At 72.6% G+C, this 15026-nt stretch carries 15 protein-coding genes; 10 read left to right on the top strand and 5 right to left on the bottom strand.

Going from position 1 to position 15026, the window contains the following annotated elements; genetic code table 11:
• Positions 1-883 (top strand): substrate-binding domain-containing protein (locus AC1DXT_RS16825; protein ID WP_477062448.1); only part of this gene is annotated, 883 nt, incomplete at its 5' end.
• Between the two features lie 63 nt (positions 884-946).
• Positions 947-2674 carry a glycoside hydrolase family 13 protein gene (locus AC1DXT_RS16820; protein ID WP_477062447.1) on the top strand — a complete coding sequence of 576 codons (1728 nt, stop codon included), beginning with the start codon at positions 947-949 and terminating at the stop codon, positions 2672-2674.
• Positions 2675-2716: 42 nt separating this feature from the next.
• Here AC1DXT_RS16820 and AC1DXT_RS16815 read toward each other — a convergent pair whose 3' ends face one another.
• Positions 2717-4147, bottom strand: a complete 1431-nt coding sequence (locus AC1DXT_RS16815; RefSeq protein WP_477062446.1) for an alpha-amylase — start codon at positions 4145-4147, stop codon at positions 2717-2719.
• 79 nt (positions 4148-4226) lie between these two features.
• Here AC1DXT_RS16815 and AC1DXT_RS16810 point away from each other — a divergent pair, with 79 nt between their 5' ends.
• The gene (locus AC1DXT_RS16810; RefSeq protein ID WP_477062445.1) at positions 4227-5105 is read left to right on the top strand and encodes a carbohydrate kinase family protein; all 879 of its coding nucleotides are present in this window, start codon (positions 4227-4229) and stop codon (positions 5103-5105) included.
• A gap of 6 nt (positions 5106-5111) precedes the next feature.
• Here the strand turns inward: AC1DXT_RS16810 and dusB are convergent, their stop codons facing one another.
• Positions 5112-6296, bottom strand: a complete 1185-nt coding sequence (gene dusB / locus AC1DXT_RS16805; RefSeq protein ID WP_477062444.1) for a tRNA dihydrouridine synthase DusB — start codon at positions 6294-6296, stop codon at positions 5112-5114.
• Between the two features lie 70 nt (positions 6297-6366).
• On the opposite strand from dusB, the gene AC1DXT_RS16800 reads away from it, so the two are divergent.
• Together AC1DXT_RS16800 and AC1DXT_RS16795 are read left to right on the top strand one after the other, a co-directional pair.
• On the top strand, positions 6367-6951 hold the full coding sequence (locus AC1DXT_RS16800; protein ID WP_477062443.1) for a SigE family RNA polymerase sigma factor: 585 nt from the start codon (positions 6367-6369) through the stop codon (positions 6949-6951).
• On the top strand, positions 6948-7901 hold the full coding sequence (locus AC1DXT_RS16795) for a hypothetical protein (RefSeq protein WP_477062442.1): 954 nt from the start codon (positions 6948-6950) through the stop codon (positions 7899-7901). The genes AC1DXT_RS16800 and AC1DXT_RS16795 overlap by 4 nt, the downstream gene beginning before the upstream one ends.
• A gap of 45 nt (positions 7902-7946) precedes the next feature.
• Here AC1DXT_RS16795 and AC1DXT_RS16790 read toward each other — a convergent pair whose 3' ends face one another.
• Entirely contained in the window at positions 7947-9332 is a 1386-nt protein-coding gene (locus AC1DXT_RS16790; RefSeq protein ID WP_477062441.1) for a glycine--tRNA ligase, read from the bottom strand.
• A 157-nt stretch (positions 9333-9489) separates the two neighbouring features.
• On the opposite strand from AC1DXT_RS16790, the gene AC1DXT_RS16785 reads away from it, so the two are divergent.
• Genes AC1DXT_RS16785 through AC1DXT_RS16770 form a run of 4 tightly spaced genes read left to right on the top strand, consistent with a single transcriptional unit; the run spans position 9490 to position 12697 of the window.
• Positions 9490-10416: a metal ABC transporter substrate-binding protein gene (locus AC1DXT_RS16785; RefSeq protein ID WP_477062440.1), complete on the top strand. Its 927-nt coding sequence runs from the start codon at positions 9490-9492 to the stop codon at positions 10414-10416.
• A complete protein-coding gene (locus tag AC1DXT_RS16780) occupies positions 10413-11189 on the top strand; it encodes a metal ABC transporter ATP-binding protein (RefSeq protein WP_477062439.1) in 777 nt (258 codons plus the stop codon). Before AC1DXT_RS16785 ends, AC1DXT_RS16780 begins: the two co-directional genes overlap by 4 nt.
• Positions 11190-11230: 41 nt before the next feature.
• A complete protein-coding gene (locus AC1DXT_RS16775) occupies positions 11231-12139 on the top strand; it encodes a metal ABC transporter permease (RefSeq protein WP_477062452.1) in 909 nt (302 codons plus the stop codon).
• A gap of 9 nt (positions 12140-12148) precedes the next feature.
• A complete protein-coding gene (locus AC1DXT_RS16770; protein WP_477062438.1) occupies positions 12149-12697 on the top strand; it encodes a DedA family protein in 549 nt (182 codons plus the stop codon).
• Here AC1DXT_RS16770 and AC1DXT_RS16765 read toward each other — a convergent pair.
• Positions 12682-13464, bottom strand: coding sequence for an isoprenyl transferase (locus AC1DXT_RS16765; RefSeq protein WP_477062437.1), 783 nt, complete (start codon positions 13462-13464; stop codon positions 12682-12684). The two genes, AC1DXT_RS16770 and AC1DXT_RS16765, sit on opposite strands and share 16 nt — an antisense overlap.
• Positions 13465-14196, bottom strand: a complete 732-nt coding sequence (gene recO / locus AC1DXT_RS16760; RefSeq protein WP_056090250.1) for a DNA repair protein RecO — start codon at positions 14194-14196, stop codon at positions 13465-13467.
• A 68-nt stretch (positions 14197-14264) separates the two neighbouring features.
• Here recO and AC1DXT_RS16755 point away from each other — a divergent pair, with 68 nt between their 5' ends.
• Positions 14265-15002, top strand: a complete 738-nt coding sequence (locus AC1DXT_RS16755) for an endo alpha-1,4 polygalactosaminidase (protein ID WP_477062436.1) — start codon at positions 14265-14267, stop codon at positions 15000-15002.
• Positions 15003-15026: the final 24 nt, after the last annotated feature.

Below are 15026 nucleotides of genomic sequence, written 5' to 3'. Positions count from 1 at the left end.
GTCCAACCCCGTCTTCCCCGCCTTCGCCCAGGTCATCGAGACCATGCTCACCGAACGCGGCTACACCCCCCTGCTGTGCACCCAGTCCCCCGGCGGCACCACCGAGGACCAGTACGTCGAGATGCTCCTGGAGCACAACGTCGACGGCATCGTGTTCGTCTCCGGCCTGCACGCCGACACCTCCACGAGCAAGGAGCGCTACCACCGGCTACGCAGCAGCGGCATGCCGATCGTGCTGGTCAACGGGCATGCCGAGGGCGTCGACGCACCGTCGGTGTCGACCGACGACTCCGCGGCGCTCGACCTCGCCTTCCGCCACCTCGTGTCGCTCGGCCACCGCTCGATCGGCCTGGCCATCGGCCCGGAGCGGTTCGTGCCGGCCGCCCGCAAACGGGTGGAGTTCGCCGCGAACCTGCAGCGCCACCTGGGCATCACCAACCCCGACCCCCACGTCGTCACCACGCTGTTCACGGTGGAGGGCGGTCAAGCCGCCGCCCTGGAGCTCATCGACTCCGGCCACACCGCCATCATCTGCGGCTCCGACCTCATGGCCCTGGGCGCCATCCGCGGAGCCCGCTCCCGCGGACTGACCGTGCCCGGCGACCTGTCCGTCGTCGGCTTCGACGACTCCCCCCTGATCGCGTTCACCGACCCACCCCTGACCACCGTGCGCCAGCCCGTCCTGGCCATGGGCCACGCCGCCGTCGCCGCCCTGGTCGCCGAGATCACCGGCACCCCCGCCTCCCGCACCGAGCTCAAGTTCCACCCCGAACTCATCGTCCGCGGCTCCACCGGAGCCGCACCCACCGGCTCTTCAACCACTGGCTCATCAACCACCCTGACCTCGGTCGCTGTGACCGCTGAGGCTCCCGCCGTAGTCTGATCAGATCCTCTGATCGGCAACGGCGCCTCCCCCTGTGAACACCCCGAAGTGAGGCATGCCCGCATGACGACGATCGACACCCGACCCCTGCGCACCCTGGTGCACACCGCCGGATCGCCCGACGGCGAGTGGTGGCGGGATGCCGTGATCTACCAGGTCTACCCGCGCTCGTTCGCGGACGCGTCCGGCGACGGCATCGGCGACCTGCCCGGTATCACCTCGCGCCTGGACCACCTCGCCGAGCTCGGGGTGGACGCCGTCTGGCTGTCGCCGTTCTACCGGTCCCCGCAGGCTGACGCCGGCTACGACGTCGCCGACTACCGCGACGTGGACCCGCTGTTCGGCACGCTCGACGACTTCGACGCCATGCTCGAGCGCGCGCACCGCCTCGGCCTGCGCGTGATCGTCGACCTGGTGCCCAACCACACCTCCGACGAGCACGTGTGGTTCCAGGCCGCGCTCGCCGCCGGACCGGGCTCCCCGGAGCGCGCCCGGTACCTGTTCCGCGACGGACGGGGCGTGGACGGGTCCGAGCCGCCCAACAACTGGCAGTCGATCTTCGGCGGACCGGCCTGGACGCGGACCACCGACCCCGACGGCACCCCCGGCGAGTGGTACCTGCACCTGTTCGACTCGCGGCAGCCGGACCTCGACTGGGGGCACCCCGAGGTCCGCTCCGAGTTCGAGGACGTGCTGCGGTTCTGGCTCGACCGCGGGGTGGACGGCTTCCGTATCGACGTCGCGCACGGCATGGTCAAGGCCCCCGGGCTGCCCGACTGGGACGGCCACGTGTCGATGATCGAAGGGTCTGACGACACGGAGGCGGTGTCGGGCTCCGGCAACCAGGGCCCGATGTTCGACCAGGACGGCGTGCACGACATCTACCGCGCCTGGAACAAGGTGCTCGCCGAGTACCCCGGCGACCGCGCGCTCGTCGCCGAGGCCTGGGTGGAGCCGCTGTCCCGGCTGACCCGCTACGTGCGGCCCGACGAGATGCAGCAGGCCTTCAACTTCGCGTTCCTGGCCACGCACTGGGACGCCCCGGCGCTGCGCACGGTCGTCGAGGCCTCGTACCGCGCGTCCGACGCGGTCGGCGCGCCGACGACCTGGGTCCTGTCCAACCACGACGTCGTCCGCCACGCGTCGCGCCTCGGACTGGCCGAGCCGGGCTCGCGCCCCAACGGCATCGGGCACGGCGACGAGCAGCCCGACCACACCCTCGGCCTGCGCCGGGCCCGCGCGGCCTCGCTGCTCATGCTCGGGCTGCCCGGCTCGGCGTATCTGTACCAGGGCGAGGAGCTCGGCCTGCCGGACCACACCTCGCTCGACGACGACCTGCGCCAGGACCCGGCGTTCTTCCGGACCGGCGGCGCCGAGCGCGGCCGCGACGGCTGTCGCGTGCCGCTGCCGTGGGCGTCGGACGCCGACGGCTTCGGGTTCTCCCCGACCGGCGTCACCTGGCTCCCGCAGCCTGCGGAGTGGGCGTCGTACGCGCTCGACGCCCAGCGCGGCGTCCCCGGGTCGACGTACGAGACCTACCGCTCGGCGCTCCAGCTGCGCCGGGAGTCGGGCCTCGGCTCCGGGGGCATGGAGTGGCTGCACGGCCTCGGCGACGACGTGATCGCGTTCGTCAACCGGGACGTGCTGGTCGTCGCCAACCTCGGCACCGAGCCCGTCGTCCTGCCCGCGGGCGCGGACGTGCTGCTGGCGTCGGTCGACCATGCGGTGGACGGGGACGGCACCGTGCTCGTCCCGTCCGACGCGACCGTCTGGGCGCGCTTCGCGGTCTGATCAGCCCGGGACGGCCCCGCTCCGGCGGGGCCGTTCTGCGTCTCAGGGCCGGGAGCTCACGTCCCACGCCTGCGCGGTCCGCGGCGGGACGTTCACGGTGAGGCTGCCGTCCTGCACCGACGACGAGGCACAGTCCCCTGCCGCCAGGACGTCGCAGTAGTCGCCGTCCGGCAGGCTCGTCGGCAGCTCGGCGCGCAGCTCGTCGTCCCCGGAGTTGACGACGACGAACCCGAGCTCACCGCGGCCGAACGCCACGGCGTGGCCCTCGGACCAGACGTCGACCCGGGGTGAGTCTCCGACGACGGAGCGCCACCCGACCATGCCGGCGATCGCGGGCCAGCGGTGCTGGCACACCCAGTCGCCGTCCGCGAGCTCGGCGCCGGGACCCGGAGCGGGGCCGCACGACGCGTCGAGCACCGCGCCCTCGGCATCCTGCGCAGGTCCGGCGTCACGGTCCGAGAACGCGTACCCGGTGTAGACCGCGGGCGTGCCGTACGTGCCGGCGAGCATGAGCACGTTGGCCAGCGCGTAGTCCTCGGCGTCGGCGTAGCTGAGCGTCGAGCCGTTGCGCTCGGTGTCGTGGTTGTCCACGAAGATCACCGCGTCGTCGGACGGCACGTACCCGGACGCGGTGCCCAGGTCGAGGGCCCGCCCGGGCGAGCTCGCCAGCACGCCCTGCACGTCCTTGCCCCACGCGAACTCGTAGACCGAGCCGTTGGCCAGGTACTGCTCGGGCGTGATCGGCTCACCGCTGCCGCGGATGACCTCCTGGGCGATGCCCGTCCCCTCGGGCAGCGCCGCGACGATCGCGGCGACGTCCTGCGCCGGCATGTGCTTCGCGGCGTCGATGCGGAAGCCGTCGACGCCGAGCGAGAGCAGGTCCTGCAGGTACGCGGTGACCGCCGACCGCACGTGGTCGGTCTCCGTGGCGAGGTCGGCCAGGTTGACCAGCTCGCAGGTCTGCACCTGGGTGGCGTCCTGGTAGACGGCGATGTCGTCGTTGGCGGTCAGGCCGCAGTGGTGGAAGTCGGCGTCGGTGTAGAGGCCGGGGTAGTCGTAGTGCGTGTACGACGATCCCGCCCAGCCCGTGCCGGGCGTCTCCTGCCCGGTCATGTGGTTGACCACCGCGTCGGCCCACACGTCCACGCCGGCGTCGTGGCAGGTCTCCACCATGGCGGTGTACTCCTCGCGGGTGCCGAGACGCGACTCCACCCGGTAGCTCACGGGCTGGTAGGCGGTCCACCACTCCTCGCCGACGATGTGCTCCTGCGGCGGGCTGGTGAGCACCCACCCGTAGCCGGCCGGGCCGAGGCTGTCGGTGCACTCGGTCGCGATGGCGTCCCAGGTCCACTGGAACAGCTGGACGCCGACGTCGCGCGTCCTTTCCGCTGCGGGCTCCGGCGGCCCGCTGCACCCGGCCAGGAGCAGCAGGGCGCCGAGCAGGGCGGTCGCGCGGGCGGGCAGGTGCGTCATCGTCACCACCGGGTGCGGGCCGCAACTCGTTGCAGCAACTTGCAGGTCGGCACACCCTAACGCCCCTAGGGTGGGCGGCGTGCCTCGCGTCCTGGTCAACGGCCCCGCGTCCTGGAACACCCTCGTCCGGCTCCCGTCGCTCCCGGAACCGCGGTCGCAGACGCTCTTCGCGAGCGGCCACCACGACGGGCTCGGCGGCACGTCGGCCGGCAAGGCGCTCACGCTCGCGGCGCTGGGTGTCGACGTCACCCTGCGGACCGCGCTCGGCGACGACCGAGAGGGCGGTCTGGTCCGCGAGGCGCTCGCGCAGCCCCGGCTGTCGCTGGTCGTGCAGCCCGTCGAGCGGACCGAGCGGCACGTGAACCTCATGGCCGACGACGGCTCACGCGTCTCGCTCTACCTCGAGCTGCCGGCGCCCGTGCCGGGGTCTGTCCCCTCCCTCGACGGGCTCGATGCGGCCGTGCTCGACCTGGCCGACCACAGCCGCCCGCTGCTCGCGGCCGCGCGCGCCGTCGGCGTCCCCGTCTGGTGCGACGTGCACGACGACGACGGCGTGGGCGACTACCCGCGGGAGTTCGTCGCGGCCGCGGACGTGCTGCTGGTGAGTGCCGCGCGGCTGCCCGACCCCCGCGCCTACCTGTCGGACGCGGTCGCGCGCGGGTGCCGCCTGGCGGTCTGCAGCGACGGCGCGGCGGGCGCGCTCGCGCTGGACGCCGCAGGCTGGATCGAGGTGCCGGCCGCGCCGGTGGCCGAGGTGGTCGACACCAACGGAGCCGGCGACGCCTTCCTCGCGGGGCTGCTCAGCGGCGTGCTGGACGGGCTGCCGGTCGAGGGCGCCCTTGCGCGCGCGTCGGCCGCGGGTGCGATCGCGGTGACCACCCGCGCCCTGGGCGCCCCGGACGCCACGATCACGGCCGTCGACCGTCTCGCGCGCACGGTGACCGTCCGCCGCGTCTGACGACCGTCAGCCGCCGGAGACGCTCAGCTCGGCCTCGTGCAGGGCCTTCGCGAACTCCTCCGAGAGCTCCCGCGAGTCCAGCCAGCCGTACGGCAGCAGCGGACGCTTGGGCGACCCGGCGCGGCCGCGCTGCCCCTCGGCACCGGCACCCGGGTAGCCCTGGTCGAGGTCCAGGCGCGCCAGGCGCTCGTCGAGCTCCGCCATCGTCGACACCAGGCCGAGCGCGGCCCGGGTCTCCCCGCCGACGATGTAGCCCTTGAAGTACCAGGCCATGTGCTTGCGCATCTCGCGCAGCGCCTTGCCCTCGTCGCCGAAGTGCTCGACCATCAGCTCCGCGTGCCGGCGGACGATCGTCGCGACGTAGCCGAGCCCCGGCCGGATGCGCGCGTCCGAACCCGCGAACGCGGCGGCGAGGTCCGCGAACAGCCACGGACGGCCCTGGCACCCGCGGCCGACGACGACGCCGTCGCACCCGGTCTGCGCGACCATCTCGAGGGCGTCCTCGGCCGACCAGATGTCCCCGTTGCCCAGCACGGGGATGTCGGTGACCGTCTGCTTGAGCAGGGCGATCGCGTCCCAGTCGGCCGTGCCGGAGTAGTAGTCGGCGGCGGTGCGGGCGTGCAGCGCGACCGCCGCGACACCGACCTCCTGCGCGACCAGACCGGCCTCGAGGTAGGTCAGGTGGTCGTCGTCGATGCCCTTGCGCATCTTGACCGTGACGGGGACGCCGTAGGGCGCGGCGGCGTCGACCGCGGCCGCGATGATCGCGCGGAACAGGTCCCGCTTCCAGGGCAGCACCGCTCCCCCGCCGCGGCGCGTCACCTTGGGCACCGGGCAGCCGAAGTTCAGGTCGACATGGTCGGCGCGGTCCTCGCTCGCGATCAGCCGGACGGCGGCACCGACCGTCGCGGGGTCCACGCCGTACACCTGCACCGAGCGCGGACGCTCGTCGGGCTCGTGGGAGATGATCCGCATCGACTCCTCGCCGCGCTCCACCAGGGCGCGGGACGTGACCATCTCGGCGACGTACAGGCCGGCGCCGGACTCGCGGCACAGGCGGCGGAACGCGGCGTTGGTGACGCCCGCCATGGGTGCCAGGACGACCGGGGTGTCGACGGTCAGCGGCCCGATGCGCAGCGGCGGCAGCACGGCGCCGGGGCGCGCCGGAACCGCAGGAGTCGTCAGGGTCATGGCTCCATTGTCACCCAGCCGCGCACTCAACCTTCCACGGGCCTGCTGCGTCTTCTACGGTGTGAGCCCCATGCCGCCCGCGCCGCTGCGCCCCGCACCGCCCGACGACGCCGTCGGCGAGGAGTCGGCGCACGTCCTCACCGGACAGATGCGACCCGCGGAGGACACGGACGCCGAGTTCACCGCGTTCATGCAGGCGCACTCGGCCGACCTGCTGCGCACCGCGTGGCTGCTGGTCGGCGACGCGCACCGCGCCGAGGAGCTCGTCCAGCACGCACTGGTCCGCACCTACGCCGCCTGGTCCCGCGCCCGCCGGGACGACCCGCTGGCCTACGCCCGCCGGACGCTGGTGAACCTGCGCATCGACACCTGGCGACGACGCCGCCGCGAGGTCCTGTCCGCGCCGGAGCACCTGCCCGAGACCGGATCGATCGCCACCCACGGCCCCTCCGACGACCGCGACCAGCTGGTCCGCGCGCTCGCCCTCCTGTCACCCCGCCAGCGCCGGATCGTCGTCCTGCGGCACTTCGTCGGGCTCCCTGAGGCTGAGGTGGCCGCCGAGCTCGGCGTCAGCGTCGGCACCGTCAAGTCCACCGCGTCCCGCGGGCTCGCCACCCTGCGCACCGCGCTGACCACCGAGAGGAGCGCCCGATGAGCGCCACCCTGTCCGACGAGGACCTGGTCCGATCCCTGCGCGGCCGTGCGGACGTCGCGATGCCGGCGATGTCGCTCGACCCCGCGTCCGCGATCTCCGCGGGTCACCTGTACCGACGCCGGCGGTCCGCCACCGCCGTCGTCGCTGCCGTCGGCGTGACGGTCCTGGCCGCCGGTGCCGTCCTCGGTGGGCAGGCACTCCTCGCACCGCGACCGCAGCCGCTGGCGAGCCTCGGGGACGCCCGTGTCGTCGAGCTGCCCGCTGGACTCATGGCCACCAGCGAGCTCGGCCGGCAGGTCGACGCGGACGGACGGTCGTGGTGGGACACGGGCCTGGTGTTCGACCTCGACGTGCTCGACCGCGACCAGGTCGCAGCCAACCCCACCAACCCGAGCGCGGACACCGGCATCGGCCTCGTGGTACGCGACAACGGGGTCGCGGCCGACGCGCCGACATTCGGCCGGACCTCGCTGGTCTGGCGCAGCGACGACCACGCCGCCGATTACGCGGGCAAGACGTATCCGTCAACGCTCGACACGACGTACCGGTTCAACGACATGGACAACCCGACCGTCCTGTCCGGGGCGGTGCCGCGAGGGATCGTCGACCCGCGCGTCGTCATCTACTTTCCCTCGGGCCTGGTCAGGTACGACGCGCTCGAGTACATCGAGGTCCCCACGTTCCGTGCACCGACGCAGGACGGCCGGCTGCTCTACGCACTCCAGATCGCACCGTTCAGCAGCACGACCGACGGCGTCGTCGGTCCGGTCGACGAAGAGGGCGCGTGGGTGCAAGGCGTCGCGTTCCCGGTGATTGTCGGCGCGGACGGAACTCCGTTCCTCAACGCCGGCTGCAGCGGGACTCTCACGGAGTGCTACGCGGAGCAGCCCGACGGCGGCACGGCGCTGCGTGCGGCGATCGAGTCGATCGGTGGCCGTACCGACGGCTGACACGACAGAGGGCCCCTCGGTCCGAGGGGCCCTCTGCAGCGTGCGTCAGGCGCCGACGAGGTGCTGCGCCAGGTAGCCGGTGACCTTGTCCAGGGCCACCCGCTCCTGCGTCATGTCGTCGCGGTGCCGGATGGTGACGGCCTGGTCGTCGAGCGTGTCGAAGTCGACCGTGATGCAGAACGGGGTGCCGATCTCGTCCTGGCGGCGGTAACGGCGGCCGATGGCGCCGGCATCGTCGAAGTCGACGTTCCAGTTCTTTCGGAGCTCGGCGGACAGGTCCCGGGCCTTGGGCGACAGCGACTCGTTGCGGGACAGCGGCAGCACGGCGGCCTTGACCGGCGCGAGGCGCGGGTCGAGCTTGAGCACCGTGCGGGTGTCGACGCCGCCCTTGGTGTTGGGCGCCTCGTCCTCGTAGTAGGACTCGACCAGAAACGCCATGAGCGAGCGCGTCAGTCCGGCGGCCGGCTCGATGACGTACGGCACGTAGCGCTCGTTCTTGGCCTGGTCGAACACCGACAGGTCCTGGCCGGAGTGCTCGGTGTGCGTCTTCAGGTCGAAGTCCGTGCGGTTGGCGATGCCCTCGAGCTCGCCCCACTCGCTGCCCTGGAACCCGAACCGGTACTCGATGTCGACGGTCCGCTTGGAGTAGTGCGACAGCTTCTCCTGCGGGTGCTCGTAGTGCCGCAGGTTCTCGCGCGCGATGCCCAGGTCGGTGTACCAGTCGGTGCGCTGGTCGATCCAGTACTGGTGCCACGTCTCGTCGGTGCCGGGCTCGACGAAGAACTCCATCTCCATCTGCTCGAACTCGCGCGTGCGGAAGATGAAGTTGCCGGGGGTGATCTCGTTGCGGAAGGACTTGCCGATCTGGCCGATGCCGAACGGCGGCTTCTTGCGCGACGTGGTGCTCACGTTGGCGAAGTTCACGAAGATGCCCTGCGCGGTCTCGGGCCGCAGGTAGTGCAGGCCGGACTCGTCCTCGACAGGGCCGAGGTAGGTCTTGAGCATCATGTTGAAGTCGCGGGGCTCGGTCCACTGGCCACGCGTGCCGCAGTTCGGGCAGGCGATGTCCGCCAGGCCGTGCTCGGGGACGCGGCCCTTCTTCTCCTCGAACTCCTCGAGCATGTGGTCCTCGCGGAAGCGCTTGTGGCACGAGAGGCACTCGGTGAGCGGGTCGGTGAAGACGCCCACGTGGCCGGAGGCCACCCAGACCTGACGCGGCAGGATGACCGAGGAGTCGAGGCCGACGATGTCGTCGCGACCGGTCACCATCGTGCGCCACCACTGGCGCTTGATGTTCTCCTTGAGCTCCACGCCGAGCGGTCCGTAGTCCCACGCCGACCGGGTACCGCCGTAGATCTCGCCGCTCGGGAAGACGAACCCGCGCCGCTTGGCAAGGGAGACGACGGAGTCCAGGCGAGAGGGTGCAGCCACGATCGATCACTCCAGGGTGGTGGCGCCCGCGGCTGGGTGTCGCGGGCGGGTGGACCGCGACCGTGAGGGCCGCGGTGTGAGCACGAGCAGCCCAGGTTACCCGTCGGCGGCGGAGCCCGTTTTGACAACGGTTCTCGGCCAACTGAGAATGATCGTCATGTCCATCACGTCTCGTCGTCTTGCCCTCCTCGCACCGCTGGCCGCTCTGCCGCTGGTGCTCACCGGCTGCGCGAGCTCCTCGGGGGCCGACGACGGGACCGTCGACGTCATGGCGTCGTTCTACCCGCTGCAGTTCGTCGCCGAGCAGGTGGGCGGCGACCGCGTGACCGTGCGGTCGCTGACCCCGCCTGGCGCCGAGCCGCACGACGTCGAGCTCTCCCCCGCCCAGGTGTCGCGCATCGATCGCGCCGACCTGGTGGTCTACCTCTCGGGCTTCCAGGAGGCGGTCGACGACGCGATCGCGCAGACCTCGCCCGGGCACGTGGTCGACGCCGCGTCGGACACGACGCTGCTTCCCGCCGAGCACGAGGACGAGAGCGCGGAGGAGCACGAGGAGCATGAGCACGGCGATCTCGACCCCCACTTCTGGCTCGACCCCAGCCGGATGCCGTCCGTGGTCGAGGACGTCGCTGCGACGCTCACCGAGATCGACCCCGACGGCGCCGACACGTACGCCGCCAACGCGGCGGCGCTCAGCCAGCGGTTCGAGGACCTCGACGCCGCCTATGCGACCGGTCTCCAGCGGTGCGACGTCCGCACGTTCGTCACCTCGCACGAGGCGTTCGGCTACCTGGCTGACCGGTACGACCTGGAGCAGGTCGGCATCTCCGGCATCGATCCGGAGGCGGAGCCGTCGCCCGCCCGACTGGCGGCCGTCGAGACGATCGTGCGCGACGAGGACGTGAGCACCATCTTCTTCGAGGCGCTGGTCAGCCCCAAGGTCGCCGAGACGCTCGCCGACGACCTCGGCATCTCGACCGCCGTGCTCGACCCCGTCGAGGGCCTCGCCGACCCCGACGCCGACTACTTCTCGATCGCCACCGCGAACCTCGAGGCGCTGCGCATGGCATTGTCCTGCTCGTGAGCACACCCGTGATCGAGGCGACCGGCCTCGGCGTGACGCTCGGTGGCCAGCCGATCCTCGACGGCATCGACCTGGCCGTCCCGGCGGGCGAGGTCCTCGCGCTGCTCGGCGCCAACGGCTCCGGCAAGTCCACCCTCGTGCGCACCCTGCTCGGGGTGGTCCCCCGCACCTCCGGGGAGGTCCGGCTGTTCGGCGCACCCCTGGGTCCGTCGGCGCCGTGGGACCGCATCGGGTACGTGCCGCAGCGGCTGCCCGCCGCCGCCGGCGTCCCGGCGACGGCCTACGAGGTCGTGTCCTCCGGCCTGCTGCACGGTCGCACGCTGCGACCCCCGCGCGGGCACCGGCGACGCGCCCTCGCCGCACTGGCCGACGTCGGCCTGGGCGACCGGGCCTTCCAGCGCGTGCAGGAGATGTCCGGCGGCCAGCAGCAGCGCGTCCTCATCGCCCGCGCCCTCGTCCGCAACCCGGACCTGCTGGTGCTCGACGAGCCGACGTCGGGCATCGACATCCCCACGCAGGCGACGTTCGTGGACACGGTCAGCCGCCTGCACGACGCGGGCACCACGGTGGTGGTGATCCTGCACGAGCTCGGCCCGTTCGCACCGCTGATCGACCGCGCGGTCGTGCTCCGGCACGGCCGGGTCGCCCACGACGGCGCCCCGCCGGCCGCACGCGGCGAGCACGCGGGCGAGCACCACGACCACACGCACGCCCACCCCGACCCCGAGCCGCCGCGCTCCGGTCCGTCGCTGTCCGTGGAGGTGAACCCGTGACCGCGTGGGACCAGGTGGTCGAGCTGCTCAGCTCGCCGCTCATGCAGCGGGCGCTCCTCGCCGCGATCCTCGTCGGCGCGGCCGCGCCGATCGTCGGCACGTTCCTCGTGCAGCGCCGGATGGCCCTCATGGGCGACGGCATCGGGCACGTCGCGCTCACCGGCGTGGCGCTCGGCTGGCTGGTCGGCAGCTGGGCGGGCCTGGTGCCGCAGGACACGCTCGCGCTGCCCGGCGCGGTCGTCGCCGCGGTCGTCGGCTCGATCGTCATCGAGCTGGTGCGCGAGCGCGGCCGGACGAGCGGGGACCTGGCGCTCGCGCTGATGTTCTACGGCGGGATCGCCGGCGGCGTCCTGCTCATCAAGCTGGCCGGCGGGACCAACGCCAACCTCATCAGCTACCTGTTCGGGTCGATCTCGACCGTGTCCAGTGCCGACCTGTGGTGGACCGTCGCGCTGGCGGTCCTCGTGCTCGCCGTCGGCGTCGGCCTGCGCACGGCCCTGTTCGCCGTGAGCCACGACGAGGAGTTCGCCCGCGCCAGCGGACTGCCCGTGCGGCTGCTCTCGATGCTCGTCGCCACCATCGCCGCGCTCACCGTCACCATCGCGATGCGCGTGGTCGGCCTCCTGCTGGTCAGCGCGCTGATGATCGTGCCGGTGGCGATCGCGCAGCTGTTCGCCCGGTCGTTCGGCCGCACCATGATGCTGGCCAGCGTGATCGGCGTCGTGGTCAGCATCGCGGGCCTGGTCCTCACCTACTGGCAGGACATCCCGCCGGGCGCCACGATCGTCGTGCTCGCGATCCTGGTCTACGCCGTCACCGCCACGCTCCAGCCGCTCCTGCGCCGGCCTGCTCCGCCGCGCGACCCCCACCCGGACATGGTCGACGACGTCCTGCTGGTGGACGACGTGCGCGACAGCGACGCGACGAGACGCCCCTCACCGGCCCCGTAGGATCGAGAGGTGGATCCCCGGGACGCCTATCACCTCGGCACCGTGCCGCTCGGTGTCGCGATCGCGGGGCTGTTCGTCATCGTCATGGCCCGCTCGCACGCCACCTACTGGGCCGGTCGGGGCGTCGTGCGCGGAGCGCGGGCGGTGGACGAGCACGAGGGCGCGCCCAGCTGGTGGCACGCCTCCGTCAAGCGGCTCGAGGTGTGGTCCGGGACCCCCGGCGCACAGCGCGGGCTCGACCTGGTGCGACGCTGGGGACCGATCGCGGTCACGCTCGCGTACCTGACTGTCGGGCTGCAGACCGCGATCATCGCCGCCGCCGGGCTGGTCAAGATGCCCTACCTGCGCTTCACGCTCGCGTCGATCCCGGGTGCGATCGCGTGGGCGGTGATCTGGGCGACCATCGGCTTCGGGGCGCTCTGGGCAGCCGTCGCCCTGTTCGCGCGCTCGCCGTGGGCTCTCGCCGGCGTCGTCGTCCTGGTGGCCCTCGTGGTCGGCTGGCTGCTGCGGCGACGCGCCCGGTCGAGCGCGGCGGTGCGCGTTCAGGCCGAGGTCTGACCCGGCCGGTCCACGGCTCCGCCGTACCGCCGGTCCCGCCGCGCGTACGTCTCGACCGCCCGCCACAGGTGCCGCCGGTCCACGTCCGGCCACGGCTCGTCGAGGAAGACCAGCTCCGCGTAGGCCGCCTGCCAGATCATGAAGTTCGAGGTCCGCTGCTCGCCGGAGGACCGCAGGAACAGGTCGACGTCCGGCAGGTCGGGCTCGTCGAGGTACCGAGCGAACAGTTTCTCGTTTACCTTGTCCGGCTTCACGCGACCGGCTGCGACCTCCCGCGCGATCGCCTGCGCGGCGTCGGCGATCTCCGCGCGACCGCCGTAGTTCACGCACATCGTCAGGGTCACCGTGGAGTTGTTCCGGGTGAGCTCCTCGGCCGTCTCGAGCTCGTTGATCACCGACCGCCACAGCTTCGGCCGGCGACCCGCCCAGCGGACCCGGACCCCCCAGGAGTTCATGAGGTCCCGCCGGCGCCGGAGCACGTCCCGGTTGAACCCCATGAGGAAGCGCACCTCGTCGGGCGACCTCGACCAGTTCTCGGTGGAGAACGCGTAGGCCGAGACGTACTCGACGCCCACCTCGATGGCACCGGCGACGACGTCGAGCAGAGACGCCTCGCCCGCAGCATGCCCGGCGGTGCGCGGCAGCCCGCGCGCGTTGGCCCACCGGCCGTTGCCGTCCATGACGACCGCCACGTGCCGGGGCACGAACTCCTTCGGGATCACGGGGGCGCGTTCGCCGCTGGGGTGCGGCGGGGGTGGGACCGGCATTCAGACCCTCTCGACCATCGGCAGCGAGCGCAGCTGGCGCTCGAGGTGGAACTGGCAGAACGCGGCGACCAGGCCGTTGCCCTCGCCGCGGTGCCGCTCGGCGCTGGCGTCGGCGACACCCCAGTCTCCCGCGAGCAACGACGCCAGGAGCTCGAACGTCTCAGGGGCCGGCGCGGCCGCACCGGGTGGCCGGCACGCCCGGCAGACGGCGCCGCCCGAGGCGACCGCGAAGGCCGAGTGCGGACCCGGCTCGCCGCAGCGGGCGCAGTCGGTGAAGCTGGGCGCCCAGCCGGCCACCGCGAGCGCGCGCAGCAGGTAGGAGTCGAGCACCAGGCCGGGTGCGTGGTCGCGGGCGGCCAACGCCTTCACGGCGCCGACCAGCAGCCAGTACTGCTGCAGGGACGGCTCGTGCTCGGCCTCGACCAGCTTGTCCGCGGTCTCGAGCATGACGGTGCCGGCGGTGTAGAGCGTGTAGTCCTCGCAGATCCGGCGCCCGAACGCACCCAGCGTCTCGGCCTGCGTGACGATGTCGAGGTTGCGGCCCGTGCTCAGCTGGAGGTCGACGTACATGAACGGCTCCAGGCGGGAGCCGAACCGCGACGACGTGCGGCGCACACCCTTGCCGACCGCACGCACCTTGCCGTGCGACCGGGTCAGGAGGGTCACGATGCGGTCGGCCTCCCCCAGCTTGTGGGTGCGCAGGACGATCGCCTCGTCGCGGTAGAGGCTCACCGCTTCATTGTCCCCTGTGCCACCCACACCGCGGCCCTGGACACGCACCGCGGGTGCGACCATCGGGCGTGCGACGACGACCGACGGCCCTGGTGATGACCGCCCTCGCTCTGGGCGCGTGCACGTCCGCCGTCGTCGAGCCCCTCCCGGTCGGTGTCGCCGACTACCAGCTCGGGGACCCGTACGCACCGGCGCAGGACGTCACCGTCGTCGTGCGCGACTCGACGGCGACCCCGGAGCCCGGCGTGTACTCGGTCTGCTACGTCAACGCGTTCCAGACCCAGCCGGGCGAGTCCGTCGACCCCGACCTCCTGCTGGGGCGCGACCCCGCATGGCCCGACGAGTACCTGCTCGACACCGCCCGGCGGGACGCGCTCACCGGCCGGGTCACGGCGGTGCTGCAACGGTGCGACGACGCCGGGTTCGACGCCGTCGAGCTGGACAACCTCGACTCGTGGACCCGATCCGGCGGGCAGCTCGACCGAGCCGACACGCTGGCGGTCGCCACGGAGGTCACGGAGGCGGCCCACGCGCTCGGCCTGGCGGTAGGGCAGAAGAACACCCCGGACCTCACCCCCGGCGAGGTGGCAGCGATCGGGTTCGACTTCGCGATCGCCGAGGAGTGCCACGAGTACGACGAGTGCGCCGCCTACACCGCGCTGTACGGCGACCAGGTGATCGACGTCGAGTACACCGGCACGCTCGCCGACGTCTGCGCGGACCCGGACCGGCCGGTCATGACGATCCTGCGCGACCGGGAGCTGACTGCCCCGGGGTCACCGGAGCACGTGTCGGAGCACTGCTGACCCGGGGAGGGGCGCTCGTCGGGG

The sequence above is a fragment of the Cellulomonas sp. P1_G12_2 genome (assembly GCF_056405535.1).
The sequence above is the reverse complement of the archived record's forward strand: the minus strand, read 5'-3'. Positions and strand labels throughout refer to the sequence as shown.

Coding starts and splice junctions, on each gene's coding strand:
- AC1DXT_RS16820 (WP_477062447.1), top strand. CDS start 947: ATGACGACGATCGACACCCGACCCCTGCGCACCCTGGTGCACACCGCC.
- AC1DXT_RS16815 (WP_477062446.1), bottom strand. CDS start 4,147: ATGACGCACCTGCCCGCCCGCGCGACCGCCCTGCTCGGCGCCCTGCTG.
- dusB (WP_477062444.1), bottom strand. CDS start 6,296: ATGACCCTGACGACTCCTGCGGTTCCGGCGCGCCCCGGCGCCGTGCTG.
- AC1DXT_RS16800 (WP_477062443.1), top strand. CDS start 6,367: ATGCCGCCCGCGCCGCTGCGCCCCGCACCGCCCGACGACGCCGTCGGC.
- AC1DXT_RS16795 (WP_477062442.1), top strand. CDS start 6,948: ATGAGCGCCACCCTGTCCGACGAGGACCTGGTCCGATCCCTGCGCGGC.
- AC1DXT_RS16785 (WP_477062440.1), top strand. CDS start 9,490: ATGTCCATCACGTCTCGTCGTCTTGCCCTCCTCGCACCGCTGGCCGCT.
- AC1DXT_RS16775 (WP_477062452.1), top strand. CDS start 11,231: ATGCAGCGGGCGCTCCTCGCCGCGATCCTCGTCGGCGCGGCCGCGCCG.
- AC1DXT_RS16765 (WP_477062437.1), bottom strand. CDS start 13,464: ATGCCGGTCCCACCCCCGCCGCACCCCAGCGGCGAACGCGCCCCCGTG.